This is a genomic window from Leptospira bourretii, assembly GCF_004770145.1.
GTDB classification, from domain to species: domain Bacteria; phylum Spirochaetota; class Leptospiria; order Leptospirales; family Leptospiraceae; genus Leptospira_A; species Leptospira_A bourretii.
In genome coordinates, this window is sequence record NZ_RQFW01000005.1 from 567,587 (window position 1) to 589,924 (window position 22,338).

Here is a 22,338-nt window from a genome sequence, read left to right on the forward strand (position 1 = left end):
CTTTCTTTTAAAATCCAATCTTTTGGATTTGTTTCCAAACTGTAAGCCAGGAAGTTGAAAAAAAATGATCGGGAGCTTCTGGGATTTCGAAACAGTTTAATCCGTTCTCTTTTGCAAAACGAGTTGTGTATTCTTTGGGGAACCACTTGTCCTCTCTCGGTAAGAAGATATTGTAGTTAGTTCGTTTTTGGAGTAGAGTTGGATCTACCACAAATCCAGGTAAAAAAAGATTCTTTAAAAATAGAGATAAATCATCTAACCGAATTCGGGAGTTTTGAATGGGAACATTCAGATGGCCTACCTGTTCCGTTTCTAACCAATTTTGGTTCGATAGAGTCTCTAAGATTTGTTTGTTGGGAGACAAATCATCCGATAGTTCAGGTAAAAGAAGGAGACGACTAAACTCTTCGATAGAGCCTGATTCATACAAATACCGAAGGCTAAGAACACTATCCAAAATGGGAGATAGTAAAAATAATTTTCGAAAGGAAACTTCTTTGGCATACATCATCAGGGCTGCCCCTCCCCCACTATGCCCAATCCCATATAATTCTTTGTTTTTGTATCCAGATTTTGTTAAATAGACATCTAACAATTGTATGGCTGTTTTGGGATCATAATTCCCTTTGGAATTTCCATGTGAAGGAGGATTGAACTTGATCAGCCGAAGGCCCAATGTCTCCAATTCGCCATCACGAATCCGAAAGGATCTAGCATTGCCACCAGTACTCGGCCAAAGGACAATGACACCTCTAATATTTTCCTCGGAGGCACCTGATTCGATGATTTCTAAAGTCAAAGTGTGGCGATGATGGGTTTTCCATTTTGGACAATGACTGTATGTTCACATTGTGCCACATAACTGAGTTCCCCACGACGGTTACTTGCAACCAGTGTCCAACCATCTTCTTCTTCGTAAGCGGTTTGGCTTCCTGTAGAAATAAAAGATTCAATGGCAAGGACAAGTCCGTTTCCCAATTTTCTTTGGTCACGTTTTTCTTCATAAACCAACACCTGTGGTTCTTCATGGAGTTTTTTTCCAGTACCGTGACCTGCTAAATTTTTAATGACAGTAAATCCGTTTTCCACAGCAGTTGAATGAATTTCTCTTCCAATGTTTCGCAAATAATTCCCAGTGAACGCTTGTTTTGTGGCACGCATCGTTCCTTCAATAGCTGCTTCACACAACTTATGAAGTGTTTCGTTTGCATTTCCCACAACAAAAGAAATTCCTGTGTCTGCATAATAACCATCAAGTTTTGCAGAAACGTCAATATTGACTAAATCTCCATTTTTTAAGATGGTTTCTTTTTTAGGAATTCCATGTGCAATTTCAAAATTGGTACTAATACAGGTAAATCCAGGGAATTTGTAATCAAACTTAGGAGCGGAAAAGGCACCAGCTTTTTCAAATTCCAGTTTGGCAACGTTGTCTAGTTCCAAAGTGGAGACTCCTGGTTTAGCGAGTAGTTTTAAAAGTTCTCGAACCTTTGCGACAAACTTCCCTGCTTTTAAAATTCCCTGAAGGTCTTTTTCATTTTGAATCGACATCTAAACAATCTCCCCACCACAACTAGATCCTGCACCAGCAGTACATCCGTAACAATGATTTGCTACTACGATTTCTCGACTCAGGTAAGCTGGCAAATCGAAATCCTTGATATGTTTTACTTCTCTCGATTTCAAATCTAACATTTGATTGAAGTCACAATCATAAACAGAACCATCATAACCTACGGAAATTTGGTCCAAACACATAAGCCCTGCCACAGTGGCGGGATTGTATGCATTGACTAAAGTTTCCATATACATTTCAAATTTTTCGGCTCTTACCAAAGAAGCAAGAAATCGATTGATGGGAAGATTATTGATACAAAACAGTTGGTTAAAAACAATTCCGTATTTTTTGAAGAGAGTATCCTTATATTCTTTTTCCAACTGCACTTGTCCCGAGCTTAAAAAAAGGCCATTAGGATTATAAACTAAGTTGATTGGAAGTGTGGTTCCATAACCGAGTGAATTTAACTTCTTCAAGGCGGTAATAGACTTTTGAAATACACCTTTTCCTCTTTGGTTGTCGGTGGTACTTTCCATAACAGAAGGAAGAGAGGAGACAATTTCGACCTTATGAGTCACTAAAAAATCATATAACCATTCATAACCAGGCTCTTCTAAAATCGTTAAATTACAACGATCCATCACCCGTTTTCCTAACTTTCTTACCTCTTCGACTAGGTACTTAAAATTTGGATTTCCTTCGGGAGCACCACCGGTAATATCCACCGTCTCTATTTCTGGAATTTTGGATATTAAATCCAAACAAAGATCCACTGTGGCCCGATCCATCACTTCGGTTCGAATGGGAGAAGCATCCACATGGCAATGTCGACAAGCTTGGTTACACCAACGTCCTACATTGATTTGGAAAACCTTTAAGGACCTTGCAGGAATGGATTTCCCTACAGTTTCATGAAATGGTTTCCCACTATACGAACGTAAGGTGGAATGTTGCTCGGATACATTCATAAATTAAAAAGAAAGTTCATCAATTTTGTTTTGCATTTGAACACTATGAACCAAATTGATTCCTGCGGCCATTGCTGCTGCCACATGAACTGCTTCATTCATTTGTGCTTCATCTGCACCTTTTTGCAAGGAAGTGGAAGTATAAGCATCAATGCAGTAAGGGCATTTTAACGCATGTGCCACAGCAAGTGCAATCAGAGCTTTTTCTCTTTCGGATAAAGCACCTTCCGCCATCACCGCATTGTAATATCCGAAAAATTTATCAGCAAGAGCTGGATTCGTTCTTCCAATTTCTCCAAACTTTCCTAAATCTTTTGCATTGTAATAATGATTTTCTGCCATAAATAAACTCCCTATCGTTAGACTTTTGAAAGTGTTGACGGAGTCAATGGGCTAGTTTTAAGAAACTTACGACCAACTCAGAATTTTACCCAAAATGTCGAATTTATCGGACAATGTGAGAACCTAAATTCAAGTACTGAACTTAGGTCTACGTTTCTCAATTAATGACAAAAATCCTTCCTGTCCATCGGGAGACAAAATGACTTTTGTGAATAGGTCAGCATCAATTTGGAATAAGGATTCCATCTTTTTTCTGTACGGTTCACGTAAGGCAGTTTTCATCCCACGGCTGGAATTGTTTGTGAGTTTGGAAAGGGATTCGGCAAATTTTAAGGATTCACCAAACAACGATTCAGCACTGAATAATTCATCCACAAGTCCGATTTCTTTGGCTTCAGGACCTTTGATTTGTTTTCCGGTGAATAAAAGATCACGTGTGACTTTGACACCTACCAAGTCTTGTAAAACAATCGTAGGAATGGAGGGAAAATTAAGACCAACGATGGCTTCGGAAAATCCAATCCTTGCCCCTTTGTCCACCATGTACCGGTAATCAGAGAACAATGCAAACACTGCTCCCGCTGCCATACAATGTCCATTCACAACTGCAATGGTAGGAACTGGAAATTGGAAATAGGTTTGTGCGGTTCGTAACAACTGTTCAACGGATTTCCGAACATCGAATTCTGTTTTTCCATACATAAGAGTGGGTTCAATCCCATTGGAGAAAAACTGTGTTTGTGCGGATGTAAAAAGCAAAACACGCAAATTTGGATTGTTTGCGTGTTTGTTTAAGATTTGTTCGAATAATACGAAAGCTTCGAAATCGAAAGTATTCTTTTCATTGGATTGCATCTTGATTTCCAAGATGCGCTCTCCATGAAAGATCTCTGCAAAAGGAGTCATATTAACTGTTTTTGTAGAGTTCCAAAATTCTGTCTTTGTATTTTTCCGTAATCACGTGCCGTTTCATCTTCATTAAGTTAGTAAGCTCATCACCCACTTCAAATGGTTTTGTGATTAGCGTTACATACTGTACTTGTTCAAAGTTTTTGAATCCAGTTTTAACACTGTTAAAATTACGAACTTCTTTTTTATAGAAATCGACAACCTTTGGATTGGTGATCAGTTTTTCAGGATTTTTTTCTGAAATTCCATTTTCCTCCGCCCAAGGGATGAGTGCATCAAAGTCAGGAACAATGATAGCACCGAGAACCTTTTGGTCTTGGCCCACAATCATCGACTGTTTGATGTAAGTTGATTCATCAATTTTATTTTCGATAGGAACCGGCTCTACGTTTTCTCCACCAAGTAGAACGATTGTATCCTTCGCACGACCTGTAAGAGTCAGTGTTTTTTTGAAGTTAATCATACCGATATCACCGGTATTCATCCAATTGTCTACGATGGTTTTTTTGGTAGTTTCTGGATTTTTGTAATACCCTTTCATTACCTGTGGTCCCTTGATATGAACCACACCTTTCACACCTAACTTACCGAAGATGATATTTTTTTTATCATCAATGTGGCAAAGGACATTTCCCGCATCATCTCGAATTTGTACCTGGCTGAGTGGAACAATATCACCCACAGATCCCATGATGGGACGATCAAAGGTTCGTGCAGAAATGACCGGTCCCGTTTCTGTCATACCGTACCCTTCAAGAACTGTAATCCCAATGTCCATAAAGAAAGCATCCACATGTTTTTGGAGTGCCCCACCACCGGAAAGAGTAGCACGTAAATGTCCACCTGTTGCTTGGCGAATTTTTGCGAGGACAATGCGATCCAATGTAAAGGAATTAAATAAAACCCCTAACCCAGCAATCACATACAATGGAGTTTTCAGAGGGCTTTCCTCAGGCAAACCAAACTGTGCCGCAAGGATGGTAAGGATCGTTACCGTAAATGGACCAGTTAACAAAAGCTTTATGATAGAAACCACAGACAAAGCTAGGGACTGAATGATATTTCTTCCCTCATAATCCACTTCCCAACCTTTCAAGAAACGAATTGCCGCATGGTAATGTTTGGAAAAAAAGTATGCAACCTTAAACAATAATCGTCTCACAGGAGGAGTTTGTTTTGGATCATTGATTCGAGTGTAAATCCCGTTGTATATACTTTCCCAAACACGTGGGGCAGAAGCCATAAAGGTAGGTCTTGCTTTTTGGATGTCGTTACGAAGTTCGGTTACTTTTGTATAGTAAGTAGAACCACCGTTGATGATGGCAAAGTATTCCACAACTCGCTCAAAAATATGCCATACTGGAAGGATGGACAACATACGATCGTCAGGTGAAACCTTGGCAACTCGAGGAACTACATAATGCATTTGGTGGATCATATTGGAATGCATAAGCATAACACCTTTTGGCATTCCCGTGGTTCCTGATGTGTAAATGAGAGTGTACAAATCGTCCGGTTTGATTCCGGCCATTCGTTTTTCGGCTTCCCGTTTCCCTTTGGCACGCATATCTCTCCCTTGTTCCAGGAGATCGTAAAAATGTAGGATTCCAGCACCTGACTTTAATTTGGTGTCTTTGTCCATAATGATAACGGTTTTCACCGACTTTACTTGGGATTTGTTGTTTTTATATTTTTCGTAAACTTTATCATTTTCCACGAAAATAACTTTCGCTTCAGAATGATTCAAAATATAAACGATTTCCGAATCTGTAATATCAGATCCCCGTGGAACGTTGGCAGCACCAGCAGTTAACACTGCACAATCGGCAATGATCCATTCCATACGGTTGTCAGCAAGAACTCCGACGTGTTCTCTCGCCTTAACCCCTAATTCAATGAGGGCTTCTGCCAGTGCGAGCCCGTCTTCGTAAAGTTCCTTGTAAGTGAGGGCTTGGTAATCCTTTTGGGCATTCTTATACCAGAATGCGGGTCTTGGACCGAATTTTTCTGCGGATTCCTTATAAACTTCTGCTAGGTTATTTGCCATATCTCTCCATCTAAAAGCGGTCTTTATGATAGGCCCTACTTTCAGATGGTCAAGAGAAATTTAAGCATTAATCCCAGTGGAATCCTTCGCGTTGGTGTCCTTTTTTCAAATGTCGTTTGCGAATTTCGCGGAGTTTGCTCATTTGTTCGAGATTGAGTAGGTTACGAGCCGCAAGCCCCATTTGGGGAAGTAGGGTTTCGTCTTGTGTGTTGGCTAAAAACTGGTTGGTCTTCACAAAGGAGCTTTTAAACTCCAAATTCATATCGGGATAGAAATCCATACAAGCCTCCGTGCTTTCCGGTTTCCGGGGTATTTGTCTTTTAAGGGTCCCAACCATCCGTGGTAAGTAGCCTTTCCCCAATATATGTATCGCCGGAAAATGAATATCCTGAAGCAAAAAATTTTGCTTGTACTATTTTTTTTTATCTGATTATTGGTATTCGTTCATGACGATTCGATTGGAAAATTCTACTGGCAGACGGAACGGGCGTTTCGTTGCTTACGAGTACGGGGAAGACCTATTTGGCACTCTGTATTTGAATAAATTTTCCGGTCGGGAAAAAGGTCGTCTCATCGACAAATGGAGATTAAATGATTTAGGAAGTCTCATCCGTGTTCTCGACACAGAGATTTCTCGTAGGGAAGAAGAAAATTACGAACGACCTCTTTTCCACTAATCCAACTTATTTGTTCCTAACCAAAAGGAACAAACGTTACCAAAACAAAATCCAATTCCTGTCCAAAAAATTAAAAAGGGTTTCTGTATTTCGGTTTATTACGTTTTCTCTTTTTTTTGTTGCCCTTCTTTTTTCTTATCTAGGCAAAACATCTTGGAAAGAATATTTATATTCTCTACTTTTTCTCCTTCCTTTTGTGTATTTAGTACGACTGTATTCCAAACGAAAGATACAAATCCAGTATGCCAAAAGAACACAAACTTTTATTTTAGAAGAGCTTTCTAGACTAACAGGTGAATTTAAAAAAATCAAAACAAGAGAAGTTTGGGAATATCCGGAAAATGTACGAAACCACCCTCTTTCGATTGATTTAGATCTTTGCACCAAACAAGGGTTTTTGAGTATTTATGATACCACGATCACAGAGATTGGATTTGGGGCCTATCTCAAACGTTTTTTACAAGAACCAATTGAAGAAAGAAACCTCCATTCAGATTCCTTAGAGATTCAAAATATTCTAAAAAAAAATCCCTCTTATGCCTATCACCTCTTACGCAAATTTTTAGTACCGGATGCGGAAACAAATGAAAAGTTTTCTTTGCCACAAGTAAATGCGGAAGATTCCTTTTGGAAAAAAAGAAGGTTTTTAAAGGGTTTTTATCCTATTTGGGGATTCCTTTCTCCCGTTTATATAGTTTTGGGATTGTCATTTGACCTACCGCTCATTCCTCTCCTTCTTCTTTTGAACGGCATATTATTTGTGAGTTATCGTCGTGAGTCTTTAAAACAATGGAAAGAGATTAAGGCTTTATCTTCTGGGGCATCACGATTTCAAAAGACCTTTGTGTATTTGGCAAAAGAAAGAAAGACCACCGAACAGATGATTGGTCGAATTTCTTCTCTCGGTGATTCTTCTGAGTTACTGATTTCTCCCTTACCCCATCTTATATTGAATCTTTTATGTTTATGGGATCTTTGGAAAATTAAATCCCTAGAAAATTGGAAACTAAAGTTTGGAAACCTATGGAATGAACTGCAAATTCAAATTATAAAAACAGATTCTTTCCTTCCTTTTGCAAATTTTGGTTTTTTATTTCCTGAATCAAATTTTGCTCATCTCTCTCCATCAGGATCTCTCAGTGCCGAAAGTTTAGTTCACCCACTCCTTCCTAAATCCAGTCGTGTGTTTAATCCTCTCACCAAAATGGAGCCAGGGGATTTGATGATTGTGACTGGGTCCAATATGAGTGGGAAAACGACATACCTCAGATCTATCGCCATGTCTTTGTTAATTGCTGGATCTGGTGCTCCCATCTTAGGTAAAAAATTCGAATATCCAGAGTTTCAAATCCACACTCTCATCCGATCTCAAGATTCGATGGAAGATGGAGTTTCCTTTTTTTATAGTGAAGTGAGGAGGCTCTCTGCAATCATACAAAATGCAGAGAGCTCTAAAAAAATTCCTATCCTATTTTTAGATGAAATTCTAAAAGGAACCAATTCGAAAGAACGTTTTATCGCAACACGAGAGATTCTTTCTGTCCTTAGAGAAAAACGGGCAATCGTATTTCTGACAACACACGATTTAAAACTAGCAGAAATTCCTTGGGCCAAACGATTCCATTTCACTGAGTTAGAAAAAGATGGCCAAATGGATTTTGATTACCAAATCCGAGACGGGGTTTCCGGTTCTACGAATGCTTTAAAGATTTTAAAGAAAGAAGGGATTCCGATTCGTAACGAAGAGGAATGAAGATTTCACGTTCAACAGACTTCTGTCACGTTTTTTCTTCGAATGAATCCTTGACAAAGTTTGAAAATTCATTAACAGTTGTGAAATTCTGGCAAATGCCAACGATGGAGTGTTACGTGAAGAAAGTATTCACATTTCTAATTTTTGCTTTGAGTTTTCATTTATATGCAACTGATCTAAAAGATGATCTAAAGAATGCTACAAGCGACGGCGAAAAAATATCCATCCTTTCTGAAATGGGAAAATCTGGAGAATCGAAATATGTAAAGGCAATCACCGAACAACTGGAAAAAGGTGAATCTAGTAAAATTCGTTCGCAGGCAGCCAGTTCTCTAGGAGATTTAAAAGCAGGTTTTAATGAACTCCAAAAAGCGTTTGAAAACGATGATGTTTACGTACGAGAAGCAGCCATCGAGGCTTTAGCTCGCATTGGAAATACAAAATCACAATCTTATTTCGAAAAAGGAACGAAAGACAAAAACGAAAAAATACGTTTTTATAGCGTTCAAGGTTTGTCAAAAGTAGGAAGAAGTGGCAACGCACCTATTTTCCGTAACGCGATTGAATGGAAAGACAAACCAACTCAATTAGCTGCAATTCGAGGGCTTGGAAATATCAATGCCTGGGATGAATGGACTTATGTGAAACCATTTTGCTCCAACTCAGACAAAGAATTTGTAATGGCCTGTTTATACAGTGCAGGTAAATTCAAAACAGATGAATCTCTATCAGCAATTGAAGGATTATTGGCAAGTCAAGACGCAGAAGTAAGTAAAGAAGCATTTAATGCTATTTCTAACTTTAAACCTGCACAAGTAATTCCCACACTAATTCGATTTAAAAAATCCAACCCCAACCACCCAAATTTAGACGACTTAAGTGCAAATTTAAAAAAATTAAAAGCGGCAAAACAGTATGCAATCATCAATGTTTCCGATCGCCTAAATTTACGTTCCAAAGCAAATGAACGATCGGAAGTAATCACTGGACTACCAGGAAATGCTGTAGTTGAAATTTTATCTAGAGAACCTAGAAAATACATTATTACCAATAGTAAAGGTGAAGAGATGGAAGACTTTTGGTACCAAGTTAAAACAAGTGATGGTAAAAAAGGTTATTTATTCGGTGAATTTATCCATGTCGTAGATAGTTACTAAAGGATATCAAAAATATGAAACAATCTTTAAAATTAAGCGGGATTCTATTATTATTGTTTACTGTGATCCAAATGAACTGCAGCAAAAAGAAAGTAGAGAACTTTACAGATCCTAAAAAAATCTTCTTCATAGACCCAAAAGACGCAATAGAAGTTTTACAAACAGAAGAGCCATTGGCTGAAAAAATAGGTACAATCAGTGATATTGATTCAGTAGAAGTCGTCGCTTCAATTGCATTCGAGAAAAAAGATATGGTATATAAAACATATCAAATCAAATGCCCCACTTCGATTAAACACAAATGTAAAACGGAATTTGGTTACATTAGAGAATTTGATGTAGCTAGTAGTGACTATTTCAATTCCACTTCAAACAATTCTTCTCTTTTAAAAAAGAGATTAGTTGTTTCAGAAGGTGAATACAATGAAAGTAATGATATAAAAAAACTGATATTAGATCCAAAATCTATCAAAAGTATGATCATCTTATATCATTATAATATCTTTCAATTTTTGATAAATGCTTTGGTAGCACAGCCAGATGATCGAATGTTAAAGACTGAAGAGATGTATCAAATCATCAAGCTGGTTGCAAATCCTTCACTAGAAGATCAGTATGTCACTTCACTTAAGAAAAAATACCCCTTTTTAAACGAAGTGGATGAAGCGGGTGCTATTACTTCCGTCGCAACAAACAATGATTTTGAGCAAAAACTAACGGAGACCCGAAATGAATTGTTAAATTCATACATTGCAGGATTCCCATTACGATCATCTACCTTCAAAGGATTAGTGGGTCAGTTTAATAGAGTAAAAAGTTTTCCTTATCTTACGGAAAAAATATTCGAGTATCTATCCAAAGAAGGAGTATATTCTGTCTCTGGATTTGAAGCTCAATACTTTGTTAATGCAGACTCTGGATCAATTGCATTAAACAGACTTAAAAAAATAGATCAAAATCTTGATCCAACGAAGGTTGTGGCTTTATTTGCAATTCTAAATGATGCAGGAACTAATTTCCGTTTAAAAGTCCAAATTTTAGATATGAATGGCAATGTTACTAAAGAAGATTCATACTCCCTTGTTTCGATTTCAGCAGAGGAGTCAGGAAGTTCATTGGGATTCAAAGTCAAAACGGATAAACAAGATTTTATTTTATCTCCCCTAGAAACGACACCTAACCTACTCATCGCTGGTGAAGGATTTAAGGAATACTTAAAATCTATCCCAGGCGATTACAAAGATATCATCAAAAACAATGACTACGAAAAAGCTAAAATGCTAATTGCACTTAAATTCGGCGAAGGTGGATTTGATGAAAAATTAGGTAAAATGGTGTACATACTGTCTGCTTCGAAACGATATTGGATCATGTTAGATTTATTTCGATTCAATCCAAATGTAAAACGTTCTACCGATTACTCAGGAACTTTAGAGACATCCTTTTCTGTGGATGAGAGCAATTGTATATCCACAAGCAAGTGGAGGCAACCGAAAGGTGAGTTATACATTACTGGAATAGAACGTAGTTGTTATTCAGATTACGAAGAAGAAGTAACTCCAGAAGAGACAATGTGTTTCTACGAAAATGGCTCTATGTTCTTTCAATTTGAATTTTCACCTTCGGAATTACGAGCCGATAAACCAAGTATAGATTTCAAATTTGAAAATTCTGGGATTTGCCAAGTCATTCAGCATATTATGTAATGGCAATATGATTTAATTGGAAGAAATAAACAATGCCCTTAATCATTTTTTATTTCTTCCTCTTCTTTTCCACCAAATAACGACTTAATTCCTTTCCATCCTTTTTGTACTCCACCGGTTACATTGTCCACAGCCTTGTTTACATACTCAGACATGGCTGATCCGGCAATTCCACCAACGGCAGCACCCGCTGGGCTTGCTAAGAAAATTGTCCCTGCGTATACAGAACCAAGCCAAATAGGATCAATGAATGGGGAAGAGATTCCATAGGTTCCGCGATAGATAATTGGGAGTTTTAAGGCTCTCCCTGCAACACCCGGAAAGGCAATTGTAAATCGCATATCGATATTTTTATTAAATCCAATTTTGCCGCCACCGGAACCAACAATGCCATCTGCTTTTAAAGCAAAGTTTCTTACTTCAATGGATTCTTTTGCATAATGAAAATCAAATTTTAACTCGCGGTAGGGAGTGGCTCTACTAAAGTCCACCTTCTTCAAATTGATAACACTACCAATCGAACTTATCGGTTTTAAAATATTTGTATAACTTAACAATTCACCATTATTGGCATTGATATTTCCAATGATCTGCAAATTAGAAAGTAGACCTTCTTCGGTATCAGATGGAGAACCCAAAGCAAATTCGGAATCTAATTTTCCAGTAATTGGAGAAATTTTAAAAAGATCAGAAAGGATTGGTGTTATGTTCAAATTTTTTATATTTCCTTTGATCACAAGCCCAGGATTGTTTCCCCAAACATAATGGCCTGTTCCATCAACAGTTCCTTCGTAGGCTCTCATCTGATATTTTGTGATATTCAATTTACGTTTTGCATAATGAAGATTTAATTTTAAGGCATCAGCGTGAAAATCACCTGCATTAAGATTTCTTAAATTAAAATTTAAATATACATTCATCCGATTTACATAACCGGTACTAGGAATGCCCCTTGTTAAAATTGATTTTTCAAAATCGGGATCAATCCAAATCTTAATTACCTTGATGATACTTGGTACATCCAAATAATCTGAAGCACCTTCAAAAGAGATGGTTGGCGATAGAGGTGGCTTTAAAAAGTTTACATACCCTGATCCATTTAATTTGGATTTACCTTTCCAATCGACGAGAATGTTTGCAAAAGACAATTTGTCCTCTTGGATATCATAATTGATGATGGTAGAGACATGCCCATCAGCAAAAGTTTTACCATCCCTTAGTGCCAAGTCACGAATATGCAAACGATCGACAACGGCATAAATTTTTGTTTCGTCTCGTTTATAAAATGGAATGTTCCCAGTAGTTTTTAAAAATCTCAAATCTCCATAAGTAAAAATGATTAAAATGTCATGAAGGTCGATCCCTTTTAGATTTTGAAAAGAAAAATCACCTTCGAACCTAGCTGATTCGTAATTCATTTCATCTTTTACAAATACAAAATTAGAACTTAATGAAATTGGTTCATCATTTAACTTACCATATATATAAACATCCAGGTCTCGCAGATCACGGTCTAATTGGAAAGTGGTCTCCCAAAGGTATAATTTTATATTTCGTGCATATAGTTTATCTTCAAAGAGAATCGTGATGTTTTTAATTTCGATTTGATTGACAAAGTTAGCAAAAACTTTTGAAAAATAATATTTTTTGTCTGCTACAATAGTAGGTTCAGTTTCTTTTGTTAATTCATTTGTATTGGATCCTGATTTAGATAGGATTCTTTCAAACATAGGGAAGGATTCATTTTTTTCTCGAGTGATTTCAACCGTTCCTGTATTCAGATATATTTTTCTAATTTCTAATGGTTGCCCAACAAAAACTCCATAATATACTTCGATTCTAAGTTTATGTAACTGAATCAACTCATCATCATTTTTCGAAACTGATACCTCGGCCAACTCAATTCCAGGAAAGGGAAAAAATACAGGTTCGGAAACTTGATAGTTCACCTCTAGCCCTGTTAGCTGGTATGTAGTATCGAGGATTAGTTTTTTATAATAGTCCGGATCTGCAAGAAGGGGATACAGAATAAAAAACATCGTCATGGAAACGACAAAAATCCCTGTGAGTAGGATCTTTCCTACAACTCCTTTGATTTTATCTCGGATACTCTGCTTCATATGTTTTTACTTTAAAGGAAAATGACATTTCACTCGGCGCATCGCCGAAGGAAAACTTTCCAAGGGTTCTTCTGTTTTACAGATTTCTTTTGCGATAGGACATCTTGTATGAAATCTACATCCGAGCGGTTTGTTCATCAAACTGGGAATTTCCCCTGTTAACGGTTGAGATACCTTCGTGCGGTCCTTTAAATCGAAACTAGCAGAGAATAATGCTTTTGTGTAGGGATGGAATGGAGAGTTACTGATCTCATCCCTGCTACCTTCTTCGACAATTTGTCCCAAATACATGACAGCAATTCGATCGGATACGTGTTTTACAATGTTCAAGTCATGAGATATAAACAAATAAGATAGGCTATATTTCTCTCGTAATAACAAAATATTATTAATTACTTGTGCTTGTGTGGAAATATCCAAAGCAGAAACGGCTTCGTCACAAACAACTAGGTTTGGTTCCAAAATTAAAGCTCGGGCAATCGCAATTCTTTGTCTTTGTCCCCCACTAAATTCATGAGGATATCGATGTAAAATATCTGAAGGTAAATTTACTTCTGCAAGTGCCTTTATTGCTTTTTCTTTTTTTTCAAAGGAACTCAAATTGGGAAAATGGATTTGAAGTCCTTCGGTTATAATTTCTTCAATCGTAAAACGTGGGTTTAATGAAGAATATGGATCTTGGAATACAACTTGGATTTTGCGTCGAAGGGCTTTTTGTTCTTCTTTGGGGATATCTTTAATTTCTTTATTTTCGAATTGAATTGATCCAGAATCAAACGGTAATAAGGATAATATGGCTCGGCCAATGGTTGATTTACCACAACCGGACTCACCGACAAGACCTAAAATTTTTCCTTGGGGTATTGAAAAACTAACTCCTTCAACGGCCACAAGTCGTTTGGAAGAAAAAGAAAGTGTCTGTGATTGTTTATAAGAAACAACTAAATCTTTTACATTAAGCACTTTCTTTTCCTCCGTATAAAAAACATTCTACAGATTGGGATTCAGTCATTGGAATCAATTTAGGAACTGACCTGTCACAAAGATCGATTTTTTCGCTACAACGTGTGTGAAACCGACATCCTTTTGGATAAGATTTTGGTGATGGTACAATTCCTTCGATCGTTACCAATTTTTTACCAATGTTTTCATGTGTCGGATAGGCTGCGATTAAAGCTTGAGTATAAGGATGTTTGGGTGTATCAATGATCTCGCCAACTGTTCCTTGTTCAATGATCTTTCCTGCATACATGACCGCAATCCGATCAGCAATATGACTCACAAGTCCGATATCGTGTGAAATAAACAACACCGACATTCCGTTTTCTTTTCGTAGTTCTTTCAAAAGTTCGATCAATTGCAATTGAATCGTGACATCAATGGCACTGGTTGGTTCATCTGCGATTAGAATCTTAGGATCGCACATCAAAGCCATAGCAATACAAACTCTTTGTAACATACCACCTGAAAACTGATTCGGATATTGATTTAATCGTAGTTTGGCGTCAGTTATCCCAACACGTTCCAGTAAATAGATAGCCTTCTCTTCTGCTTCTTCTTTTGAACCGAGCCCATGTAACAAAAATCCTTCCGTCAATTGGTTACCAATTTTATGAAGTGGGTTCAATGCAGAGAAAGGTTCTTGGAAAACATAAGAAATTTCTCTTCCACGAACTGATCTTAGGTGGTTTGGATCAGATTTCAATAAATCATTTTCTCCAAACAAAATTGATCCAGTAGGATACACGGTTGTGTTGGAGGGAAGAAGTTTGGTCAATGCTAAACTTGTGATTGACTTTCCACAACCTGACTCTCCGACAAGAGCTAATGTTTCCCCTGTAACCAAATCAAAATTAACATGATCCACAATGGACAAAATACCATCGTCAGTTTTGATTTGAATGGAAAGATCTTTGACTTGGATGGCTTTTTTGATATTTGTCATTCGTAAACCACCTTGTCTTTCGGATCGAATGCATCCCGCAATCCTTCACCCACAAAAGCAGAAAACAAAATAGTAAGGAACAGTGCTACAGATGGGAAAGTAATAAGCCACCATGCTGTGAGCCTTTCTCTTCCCTGCCCAATCAACTCTCCCCAAGAAGGATTGGGAGCTGGAATTCCATATCCCAAAAAGTCAAGAGCAGATAACACGGAAATTGCGGAGATTAAAATAAAAGGTAAAAAAGTTACCAAAGGAGTTAATGAGTTCGGCAACAAATGACGCATGATGATGGAAAAAGAAGATGCACCTAAAGTTTTTGCAGCATCAACAAACTGTTGTTTGCGGAGTTTCAAAAATTCACCACGCATATAATAACTTAACCCAATCCAACTAAGCGAGCCATACGTAACAATCAAAACAAGAAATCCCCTTCCAAAAAAAGAACCCATAATCAAAATTAAATATAAAAATGGAATGGCTGAAAGAATTTCTATGATTCGTTGCAAAAACAAATCGAGTCGCCCTACAAAATAACCTTGGATCCCTCCAATAAAAGATGCTAAAAAAATCTCAACAATGATGAGGATTAAACTGAAGGTCATCGCCAAACGATAACCGTAAATAATACGAGTAAATACATCGCGTCCCCTGTCATCAGTTCCCATCCAGTGGCGAACGTTTGGGTTAGAAGGAGGGTTGGTTCCTTCTTCCAAACTGTCTAAGTTGTCTTCGTTGACTCCAAAAGGAATTGGAGGAAACAACATATAATTTGATGAGTTGGTGAATCTATCTTCTCTACTCAACTTTTTGTAATTAGGTTCTGTTAAATTATTTCCACCAAATTTTGTTTCTGGATAAAAACTAAAAATAGGAAAGGAAATACTCCCTTCGTAAAAAATAATAAGAGGTTTGTTATTAATCAAAAGAGGAGAAAACAAAGACAATACATAAGTATATAACAAAATCAACAAAGAGTAGTAAGCTCTTTTATTTTTTTTAAACTTTTCCCACTTACGTATGTTTGCCGGGTTTGAAACAAAATTCATTCGAAATCAATCCTCGGATCAATGAGAATATAACAAAAATCAGAGACAATTTTTCCGATTAGTCCTAAAAAACTCTGCGCAAGGAGTAGTCCCATCATTAGGTCAGTATCCCTTTCTCTTACTGCTTCAAAACTAAGAAGCCCCATCCCATCAATATTAAATACTAGTTCAATAAACAATGAACCGGAGAAAATCAGAGTCAGGTTACTTCCAAAACCAGTTGCTATGGGAATGAGAGAATTACGAAAAGCATGACGAAAAATCGAATCAGAAAAACTAAGTCCTTTTGAAACAGCTGTTCGAACATATTCCTTTGCAATTTGATCGAGTAGACTGTTTTTCATTAACAAAGTAAGAACTGCAAAACTACCTACCACATAACAGATGACAGGTAGGAACATATGGGCAAGGCGATCGTTCACCTTTCCCCAAAAACTCAAATCTTCATAAAAGTCTGAGACTTCGTGTCCCAAAGGAAAAAAGGAAAATACTTCGCCAGAAGCAAACAAATACAAAAGTAACATTGCAAAGGCAAAAACTGGAAGTGAATAAGTAAAAAAGATAATGAAACTAGAAATAAAATCAAATCTACTTCCTTCTTTTAGTGCCTTCTGGATTCCCAAAGGAATACAGATTAAATAGGTTAAGAAAAAACCAGAGAGTCCAAAGAAAAGTGATACAGGAAGTTTTTCAACAATGAGGTCTGAAACTTTTCTGGAATGCAAACGAGATTCGCCCAAATCAAACTGTACAATTTGTTTCAACCAAAGTAAATAAGCAACTGGAGCCGGTTTGTCTAAGTGGAGTCTTTGTTTGATAAGTTCAATTTCTTCCTGCGAAATTTGTTTGGTGGAAGCCCCTGCTAAGTTTCCAGCACCTTTTATTTTTGCAATTTCGCTATTGAGTGGTCCACCGGGAGCAAAATGAGAAATCAAAAAAACAAGAAAAGTGATTCCAAGTAGGGTTGGAAAAATGAGTAAAAAACGTTTTAAAAAATATTTCCACATATCCTAGAACTCCCACCACTCTTTCGGTTTTTTATAACCTTTCAATTCTAAATATCCTTTAGCAGACTTTTTTTGAATTGGATCTTTGGCTTCTACGCCACCTTCCCAATAAATTGTTGCCGTTGTCTTTGTTCCATCAAACTCTTGTTCATTGAAAATGGGAGAAACCAACCATTCCCCTTCCGGGTATCGGATTTTCCAGTGGAGAGGGTATTCAATTTTTGTATTTGGACTCTTCCAAATAGACCCGGTGGTCTCCATTTGGATTTGGCCTGGTATCGTCCAGGAGGTCACTTTTCCTTTAGGATCACGATAGGTTCCAAAAACTTCTGGAGGCATTGTGGGAGATTCGCGAAACCGAAAAAACACATAATCACCACCTGAAATGTCTGACAAACAAATCCAATCCCAACTTGTTTCACCCGTGGCCAAACTTGGAATTGATTTTGCGTTTCGTTCACTCCATTCATGATCCATCCAAGAATCTCCCGAAATGATGGTTTCTATTTTTTCCTCAAATGTTAGAGTTCCCTTTGTGTAAAGTCTCGGATAACTATAGTAATATGAAAATATACTAGGGTTTCGATTGGATTTAATCGATAGGCCATCTTTTCCATGTACAAGGATCTTTCCATTCCCTTCTAAGTTCAAATCCAAACTCAAATTTTTGGATTTGGAACTTGCTTTGATATGAAATTTATCTTTAGAAATAATTTTCAGATGATAATCGCCACTATAAATGGTTTTATCTGTATATCCAGAAAGATCACCTATTGTTCGTTTCATGGTTTGAGATGTTTTGTGTTTTTTATTCGTAAAATCAGAAATTGCAAAATGGACTGGAAAAACTTCTGGATTCCAATCTGGATCGTTTGAAATTTTTAAACGAAAAAAAGACAATTCATATCCATATCGATTTCCGGATGCGGATTCCAAATGCCCAACAAAATAACACCATTCCAATCCAAAATCAGAATGAAAAGAATGATCCTTTGGAAAACTAAAATGAAAAAAACAAAACGATAGAATTAAGATTTTTATTTTATTCATCAGGCAAAGACTCCCACTTTTTTTCAAGTGGAAGGATATGTAGGTAGGATTCCTCAATTCGTTTCATCTTCTCAATCACATCTTTCATTTTTTTCTTTTGGTTTATTTTACGATACAATTGTGCTAAGTTATATAAATTGGATAGGTTCGAATCGTTAATGGAATGAGCTTTTTTCCATTCAATTTCTGCTTTATCAAACATTTCCATTTGGTAATAACAATAACCTAAAACGGAATGCGATTTGTAATGATTTGTTTTAAATTTATTATAAGACTCTAATAATGAAATTGCTTGTTCATAATTTCCATTATAAGCAAGTGCCTTCCCATAAAAAAGTTGAGTATCAAGTTCACGTGGTAATATTTGATGGGCTTGTTCGTAAAAAAACAAAGCATCTTTGTATTCTTTTTTTCGATAAACTTCATCTGCTTTTGCTTTAATGATATTAAACTCTGCAAGCCTTGGAGATAATTGAAGACCCAAAAGAGTGATGTCATCCATTGGGTCGGTCCCCATCGTAAACTCTTTGTGGTTTGATAAAATGAATTCCACCGTTTCCTGGATTGATTTTTCAGCACATGATTCAATAATTTGGATTAATTTTGTTTCCCCATATTGAACCCCTTTGTCATTTTCTGCTTCCGTGAGTCCATCCGTGTACAAAAACAATTTATCACCCGGCTCCAATTGAATTTGGAAATCCAGGAAAGTATCGCCGGCGTCAGGAAACATTCCAAGGAAAGTTCCATCCCCTTCACAGATTTCAGCTCGTTTGGTATTGGCACGATAGAGTATGGGCCTAGGATGACCAGCCACAGAATAAATGACTTTATAATCGTCATGAATCAAAACATAAACACAGGTTGTGTATCCTTGTTGCTTGACTAAATCCAATAATTCTCTGTTAATCAGTTTGAAAGTTTCAGATGGTTTTGTTTTTTTAAAATTAGAAAATAATAACTTAGATAAGGCGGTAATAAAAGCAGCCGGAACACCATGGCCGGATACATCACAAACAGCTACTCCTAACTTATTCGTATGATATGGAAAATAATCGTAATAATCCCCGCTGACTTCCTGCATCGGAGTAAACCCTGTCCAAAATTGGATACCGTTCCAATCGGGGATGATTTCGGGAATTAAACCTTTCTGGATGTTTTTTGCAAGTCGTAAGTCTTTTGCCATGGAGAGTTGTTTTTTTTCCAACTCTTGTTTGAAAGATTTTAATACTTCAACGGCCGCTTCCAAATCCCTATTTTCAATAGCAAGTTCTCTAGACCTTCGAACCACATCTTTGACATCCACAATTGATATTTCTTCTAATTGTGAATCGATTCGCGAAGTGACCATCACTCGATGCCTGTTACTGACATCATCTTTTGTTAAACGAGATCGCGACAAAAATAAATTATCTTCCGACCACTCCAATTCATACTCATTGGAATCTGCACCAAACTGAATGTCCTCACCCAACTCCTTATGAGAAACATGGATTCCAAAAAGTTTGGTTTTTGTCATTCGAATCGCAAAGCTTTTTAGTTCAAAAAGTACGGCAAGTCCGTTGAGCATTCCTTGAAAAAAGACAGCATCGTACCACTTCTCTTGGAACTCAGGCAAATATTTAAATACAAACAAAACCTTATGATCGGAAATTGTTTTTACATTCAAATATACGACTCGTGTTAGTCGACCGATCAAAATGGGGAGGCGACAAATCATCTCTTCTAAGTCAATCCGAGAATCGTCTAGGGGCAATAAATCATACGCATTTGTAATGAGACTTTCAGTTCCTAGATGGTATAAAATTCCTGAAATATCTAGAGATTGAGAAACAATTTGGATGATTTTATCTTCCAGGTCTTGTGAAATCCAATAGTTAGGATCTTTTAAAATTCGATTATAGACAATATCATCTAAAATTTCAGGAAACGGATTGGTATGGCGGGATAGGTGATTTTCACGTTGGTACACCTGGACCAGTCCCGAGACACGTTTTGATGATATTTCTCTTCCAGCGTGCAGTGGCAAAACCCTCACCTCAAGTTTCCCTTCGGTAGGAGAAAAATAAATTTCAATCGATCCCTAGGCAATAGATTTTTCAATGGAGATATGATTTGGTATCTTCGTGTCTTTGGTATTTTTGTTTTGGTTTTTGCGGTAGCTGTATTTCGACAAAGTACAACAAAAGTAGAAAGAACCTGGGAAGTCACAAACAAACCAGAACAAGTGCAAAAGGTACTTTATGACTCGTTTCAGCCCAAATCTTTTCGCACACCTGTGGTCGGAGAAACTTGGGAAACCAAGGTCATGGGAGAGGTTGTCAAATGTACAACGACCGTTGCAAATTCACAGGGAAATTCCGAATTCCAAATCACATCCGAAGGTTTTAAACACTACCAAGTCCTAAAAGAAACCTACCGTTTGGAATCCACCCAGAACGGCGTTCGCATTCATGGAATCTGGGATTTGGAAACCAAACCAAACACGATATCAAAACTTCTTTTTTTATTTTTTAGCGATGCAGACCTAAACTACATCGCAGATGGAAAACAAAAACTTTTCTAAGATTTTGCCTTTGTACTTTCGAGTAAAACAGTAGCCATTACCATCACACCTTCACTACGACCGAGTGATCCCATCCCTTCGGACGTAGTGGCCTTAATCGAAACACAGTCTAACGGCAATTTGGTGATGTTTGCCAGAGAAGCATTGAGTTCTGCGCGAATCGGATTGATCTTTGGATGGTCACCAACATATGTACAATCAATATTTACTAGTTTAAACTTTTTCTCAGCCATCAGTTCCAAACACTTTTCAATGATCCGAGAAGATTTCATATTTTTATACTGAGGGTCTGTATCAGGAAAATGAACTCCAATATCTCCTAAAGCCAAAGCGCCCAAAATGGCATCTGCCACTGCATGTAAAATCACATCGGCATCACTATGACCAAGAAATGCAAATTCTGATTTTACCTCAACACCGGCAAGCACCAGTGGACGAAAGGGTTCCTGGATTAATTTATGAAAATCGATTCCGTTTCCAACTCTAAACATAGATCCTACTTTTTATAACTCAATTCTAACATACGATTGACTGACTTTTGGGCAAGGCGAATGACTTCTTCATCTAAAAAGATTTCAAACTGTTCTTTGAGAAGTGCATCTCTCACTTTTTCCAGAGTAATCTTTTTCATATGAGGACAAGTCTGGCAAGTGGATACAAATTCCTTTTCAGGAAATTCAGCCCGCAGATTATCACCCATAGAACATTCTGTTACTAACATAATTTTGTTTGTTTTGCTTTGGCGAATGAAATCCACCATCTGTGATGTAGATCCTGAAAAATCCGCTTCTTTCACAACATCTTCATGGCACTCTGGATGAGTGATGACAGTTAAGTTACCAGAAAACAATCGTTTTGCGGAACGAATATCTTCTGGAGTGTACATTTCGTGCACCATACAACGACCTGGATGAGAAATAATTGTTTTGGAAGTTTGGTTTCGAACATTTCCTGCTAAATATTCATCAGGAAGAAAAATAACTGTATCCCCTTCGACCGCATTTACGATTTGTAAAGCATTTGCCGAAGTACAACAAACATCAGTTTCTGCTTTTACCTCCGCCGAACAGTTGACATACGTAACAACAGGAACACCTGGATATTTTGCTTTGAGTGCCTTAACATCATCTCTAGTAATGGCTTCCGCTAAAGAACATCCTGCTTTCAAATCCGCAATAAGCACTCTTTTTTCTGGAGATAAAATTTTGGCAGTTTCTGCCATAAAATGAACCCCATTAAAAAGGATCATAGAGGCAGTGGTTTCCTTTGCCATTTTAGAAAGGTACAAAGAATCCCCAATGATATCGGACACTCCCCAAAAAACATCAGGAGTCATATAATTATGACCGAGGATCACAGCATTTTTTTCTTTTTTGAGACGGTTGATTTCTTCCGCTAAGGGAAGAATTCTTTCTTCTATTTCATGCGGAAGATAAATCGGATTTAGTTTTTGGACCAGTTGGTCTTTTGTGACAAGTGACATATAA

At 37.3% G+C, this 22,338-nt stretch carries 21 protein-coding genes; 5 read left to right on the plus strand and 16 right to left on the minus strand.

The features are described from left to right. Window positions 1–7: 7 nt before the first annotated feature. The 7 genes from EHQ47_RS04300 to EHQ47_RS04330 all read right to left on the minus strand — a co-directional run bounded on the left by EHQ47_RS04300 (window position 8) and on the right by EHQ47_RS04330 (window position 6,104). Window positions 8–799: an alpha/beta hydrolase gene (locus EHQ47_RS04300; RefSeq protein ID WP_135748092.1), complete on the minus strand. Its 792-nt coding sequence runs from the start codon at window positions 797–799 to the stop codon at window positions 8–10. Further along, window positions 796–1,551, minus strand: a complete 756-nt coding sequence (gene map / locus EHQ47_RS04305) for a type I methionyl aminopeptidase (RefSeq protein WP_135748091.1) — start codon at window positions 1,549–1,551, stop codon at window positions 796–798. Before map ends, EHQ47_RS04300 begins: the two co-directional genes overlap by 4 nt. Continuing rightward, window positions 1,552–2,526 (minus strand): arsenosugar biosynthesis radical SAM (seleno)protein ArsS, encoded by a 975-nt coding sequence (arsS, locus tag EHQ47_RS04310; protein ID WP_135748090.1) that lies wholly within the window; start codon window positions 2,524–2,526, stop codon window positions 1,552–1,554. Between the two features lie 3 nt (window positions 2,527–2,529). Then, a complete protein-coding gene (locus tag EHQ47_RS04315) occupies window positions 2,530–2,868 on the minus strand; it encodes an arsenosugar biosynthesis-associated peroxidase-like protein (protein WP_004786634.1) in 339 nt (112 codons plus the stop codon). 129 nt (window positions 2,869–2,997) lie between these two features. Then, window positions 2,998–3,774: an enoyl-CoA hydratase/isomerase family protein gene (locus tag EHQ47_RS04320; RefSeq protein WP_135776623.1), complete on the minus strand. Its 777-nt coding sequence runs from the start codon at window positions 3,772–3,774 to the stop codon at window positions 2,998–3,000. Window position 3,775: 1 nt separating this feature from the next. Continuing rightward, on the minus strand, window positions 3,776–5,824 hold the full coding sequence (locus EHQ47_RS04325; RefSeq protein ID WP_135748088.1) for an AMP-dependent synthetase/ligase: 2,049 nt from the start codon (window positions 5,822–5,824) through the stop codon (window positions 3,776–3,778). Window positions 5,825–5,891: 67 nt separating this feature from the next. Continuing rightward, a complete protein-coding gene (locus EHQ47_RS04330) occupies window positions 5,892–6,104 on the minus strand; it encodes a hypothetical protein (RefSeq protein ID WP_244290217.1) in 213 nt (70 codons plus the stop codon). 166 nt (window positions 6,105–6,270) lie between these two features. On the opposite strand from EHQ47_RS04330, the gene EHQ47_RS04335 reads away from it, so the two are divergent. From EHQ47_RS04335 to EHQ47_RS04350, 4 genes are all read left to right on the plus strand, one after another. Next, a complete protein-coding gene (locus tag EHQ47_RS04335) occupies window positions 6,271–6,501 on the plus strand; it encodes a hypothetical protein (RefSeq protein ID WP_004785568.1) in 231 nt (76 codons plus the stop codon). A gap of 229 nt (window positions 6,502–6,730) precedes the next feature. Further along, window positions 6,731–8,254: a MutS-related protein gene (locus EHQ47_RS04340; protein WP_135776681.1), complete on the plus strand. Its 1,524-nt coding sequence runs from the start codon at window positions 6,731–6,733 to the stop codon at window positions 8,252–8,254. Window positions 8,255–8,370: 116 nt separating this feature from the next. Continuing rightward, window positions 8,371–9,411, plus strand: coding sequence for a HEAT repeat domain-containing protein (locus tag EHQ47_RS04345; protein WP_135748087.1), 1,041 nt, complete (start codon window positions 8,371–8,373; stop codon window positions 9,409–9,411). A gap of 14 nt (window positions 9,412–9,425) precedes the next feature. Continuing rightward, entirely contained in the window at window positions 9,426–11,117 is a 1,692-nt protein-coding gene (locus EHQ47_RS04350) for a hypothetical protein (RefSeq protein ID WP_135748086.1), read from the plus strand. A 38-nt stretch (window positions 11,118–11,155) separates the two neighbouring features. Here EHQ47_RS04350 and EHQ47_RS04355 read toward each other — a convergent pair whose 3' ends face one another. Genes EHQ47_RS04355 through EHQ47_RS04385 form a run of 7 tightly spaced genes read right to left on the minus strand, consistent with a single transcriptional unit; the run spans window position 11,156 to window position 20,257 of the window. After that, window positions 11,156–13,237, minus strand: coding sequence for an AsmA family protein (locus EHQ47_RS04355; protein ID WP_135776624.1), 2,082 nt, complete (start codon window positions 13,235–13,237; stop codon window positions 11,156–11,158). 6 nt (window positions 13,238–13,243) lie between these two features. Beyond that, entirely contained in the window at window positions 13,244–14,200 is a 957-nt protein-coding gene (locus EHQ47_RS04360) for an ABC transporter ATP-binding protein (RefSeq protein WP_135776625.1), read from the minus strand. After that, window positions 14,193–15,182 carry an ABC transporter ATP-binding protein gene (locus EHQ47_RS04365; RefSeq protein ID WP_135748083.1) on the minus strand — a complete coding sequence of 330 codons (990 nt, stop codon included), beginning with the start codon at window positions 15,180–15,182 and terminating at the stop codon, window positions 14,193–14,195. The genes EHQ47_RS04360 and EHQ47_RS04365 overlap by 8 nt, the downstream gene beginning before the upstream one ends. Next, window positions 15,179–16,228, minus strand: coding sequence for an ABC transporter permease (locus EHQ47_RS04370; RefSeq protein ID WP_135776626.1), 1,050 nt, complete (start codon window positions 16,226–16,228; stop codon window positions 15,179–15,181). The genes EHQ47_RS04365 and EHQ47_RS04370 overlap by 4 nt, the downstream gene beginning before the upstream one ends. Then, a complete protein-coding gene (locus tag EHQ47_RS04375; RefSeq protein WP_135748081.1) occupies window positions 16,225–17,235 on the minus strand; it encodes an ABC transporter permease subunit in 1,011 nt (336 codons plus the stop codon). The genes EHQ47_RS04370 and EHQ47_RS04375 overlap by 4 nt, the downstream gene beginning before the upstream one ends. Window positions 17,236–17,238: 3 nt before the next feature. After that, window positions 17,239–18,285, minus strand: coding sequence for a carotenoid 1,2-hydratase (locus EHQ47_RS04380; protein ID WP_135776627.1), 1,047 nt, complete (start codon window positions 18,283–18,285; stop codon window positions 17,239–17,241). Further along, window positions 18,278–20,257 (minus strand): SpoIIE family protein phosphatase, encoded by a 1,980-nt coding sequence (locus EHQ47_RS04385; RefSeq protein WP_135776682.1) that lies wholly within the window; start codon window positions 20,255–20,257, stop codon window positions 18,278–18,280. Before EHQ47_RS04385 ends, EHQ47_RS04380 begins: the two co-directional genes overlap by 8 nt. Window positions 20,258–20,395: 138 nt before the next feature. Here EHQ47_RS04385 and EHQ47_RS04390 point away from each other — a divergent pair, with 138 nt between their 5' ends. After that, entirely contained in the window at window positions 20,396–20,851 is a 456-nt protein-coding gene (locus EHQ47_RS04390) for a hypothetical protein (protein ID WP_135776628.1), read from the plus strand. Here EHQ47_RS04390 and ispF read toward each other — a convergent pair. Both ispF and nadA read right to left on the minus strand, forming a co-directional pair. Then, complete coding sequence (gene ispF / locus EHQ47_RS04395; protein WP_135776629.1) at window positions 20,848–21,342, minus strand: 2-C-methyl-D-erythritol 2,4-cyclodiphosphate synthase; 495 nt, start codon at window positions 21,340–21,342, stop codon at window positions 20,848–20,850. The genes EHQ47_RS04390 and ispF overlap by 4 nt on opposite strands. A gap of 5 nt (window positions 21,343–21,347) precedes the next feature. Next, the gene (gene nadA, locus EHQ47_RS04400; protein ID WP_100741696.1) at window positions 21,348–22,334 is read right to left on the minus strand and encodes a quinolinate synthase NadA; all 987 of its coding nucleotides are present in this window, start codon (window positions 22,332–22,334) and stop codon (window positions 21,348–21,350) included. Window positions 22,335–22,338 lie beyond the last annotated feature (4 nt).

Excerpts from the sequence above, each read along its gene's own strand:
- map (WP_135748091.1), bottom strand. The coding sequence starts at position 1,551 with ATGTCGATTCAAAATGAAAAAGACCTTCAGGGAATTTTAAAAGCAGGG.
- arsS (WP_135748090.1), bottom strand. The coding sequence starts at position 2,526 with ATGAATGTATCCGAGCAACATTCCACCTTACGTTCGTATAGTGGGAAA.
- EHQ47_RS04315 (WP_004786634.1), bottom strand. The coding sequence starts at position 2,868 with ATGGCAGAAAATCATTATTACAATGCAAAAGATTTAGGAAAGTTTGGA.
- EHQ47_RS04320 (WP_135776623.1), bottom strand. The coding sequence starts at position 3,774 with ATGACTCCTTTTGCAGAGATCTTTCATGGAGAGCGCATCTTGGAAATC.
- EHQ47_RS04325 (WP_135748088.1), bottom strand. The coding sequence starts at position 5,824 with ATGGCAAATAACCTAGCAGAAGTTTATAAGGAATCCGCAGAAAAATTC.
- EHQ47_RS04330 (WP_244290217.1), bottom strand. The coding sequence starts at position 6,104 with ATGGATTTCTATCCCGATATGAATTTGGAGTTTAAAAGCTCCTTTGTG.
- EHQ47_RS04335 (WP_004785568.1), top strand. The coding sequence starts at position 6,271 with ATGACGATTCGATTGGAAAATTCTACTGGCAGACGGAACGGGCGTTTC.
- EHQ47_RS04350 (WP_135748086.1), top strand. The coding sequence starts at position 9,426 with ATGAAACAATCTTTAAAATTAAGCGGGATTCTATTATTATTGTTTACT.
- EHQ47_RS04355 (WP_135776624.1), bottom strand. The coding sequence starts at position 13,237 with ATGAAGCAGAGTATCCGAGATAAAATCAAAGGAGTTGTAGGAAAGATC.
- EHQ47_RS04365 (WP_135748083.1), bottom strand. The coding sequence starts at position 15,182 with ATGACAAATATCAAAAAAGCCATCCAAGTCAAAGATCTTTCCATTCAA.
- EHQ47_RS04370 (WP_135776626.1), bottom strand. The coding sequence starts at position 16,228 with ATGAATTTTGTTTCAAACCCGGCAAACATACGTAAGTGGGAAAAGTTT.
- EHQ47_RS04375 (WP_135748081.1), bottom strand. The coding sequence starts at position 17,235 with ATGTGGAAATATTTTTTAAAACGTTTTTTACTCATTTTTCCAACCCTA.
- EHQ47_RS04380 (WP_135776627.1), bottom strand. The coding sequence starts at position 18,285 with ATGAATAAAATAAAAATCTTAATTCTATCGTTTTGTTTTTTTCATTTT.
- EHQ47_RS04390 (WP_135776628.1), top strand. The coding sequence starts at position 20,396 with ATGATTTGGTATCTTCGTGTCTTTGGTATTTTTGTTTTGGTTTTTGCG.
- ispF (WP_135776629.1), bottom strand. The coding sequence starts at position 21,342 with ATGTTTAGAGTTGGAAACGGAATCGATTTTCATAAATTAATCCAGGAA.
- nadA (WP_100741696.1), bottom strand. The coding sequence starts at position 22,334 with ATGTCACTTGTCACAAAAGACCAACTGGTCCAAAAACTAAATCCGATT.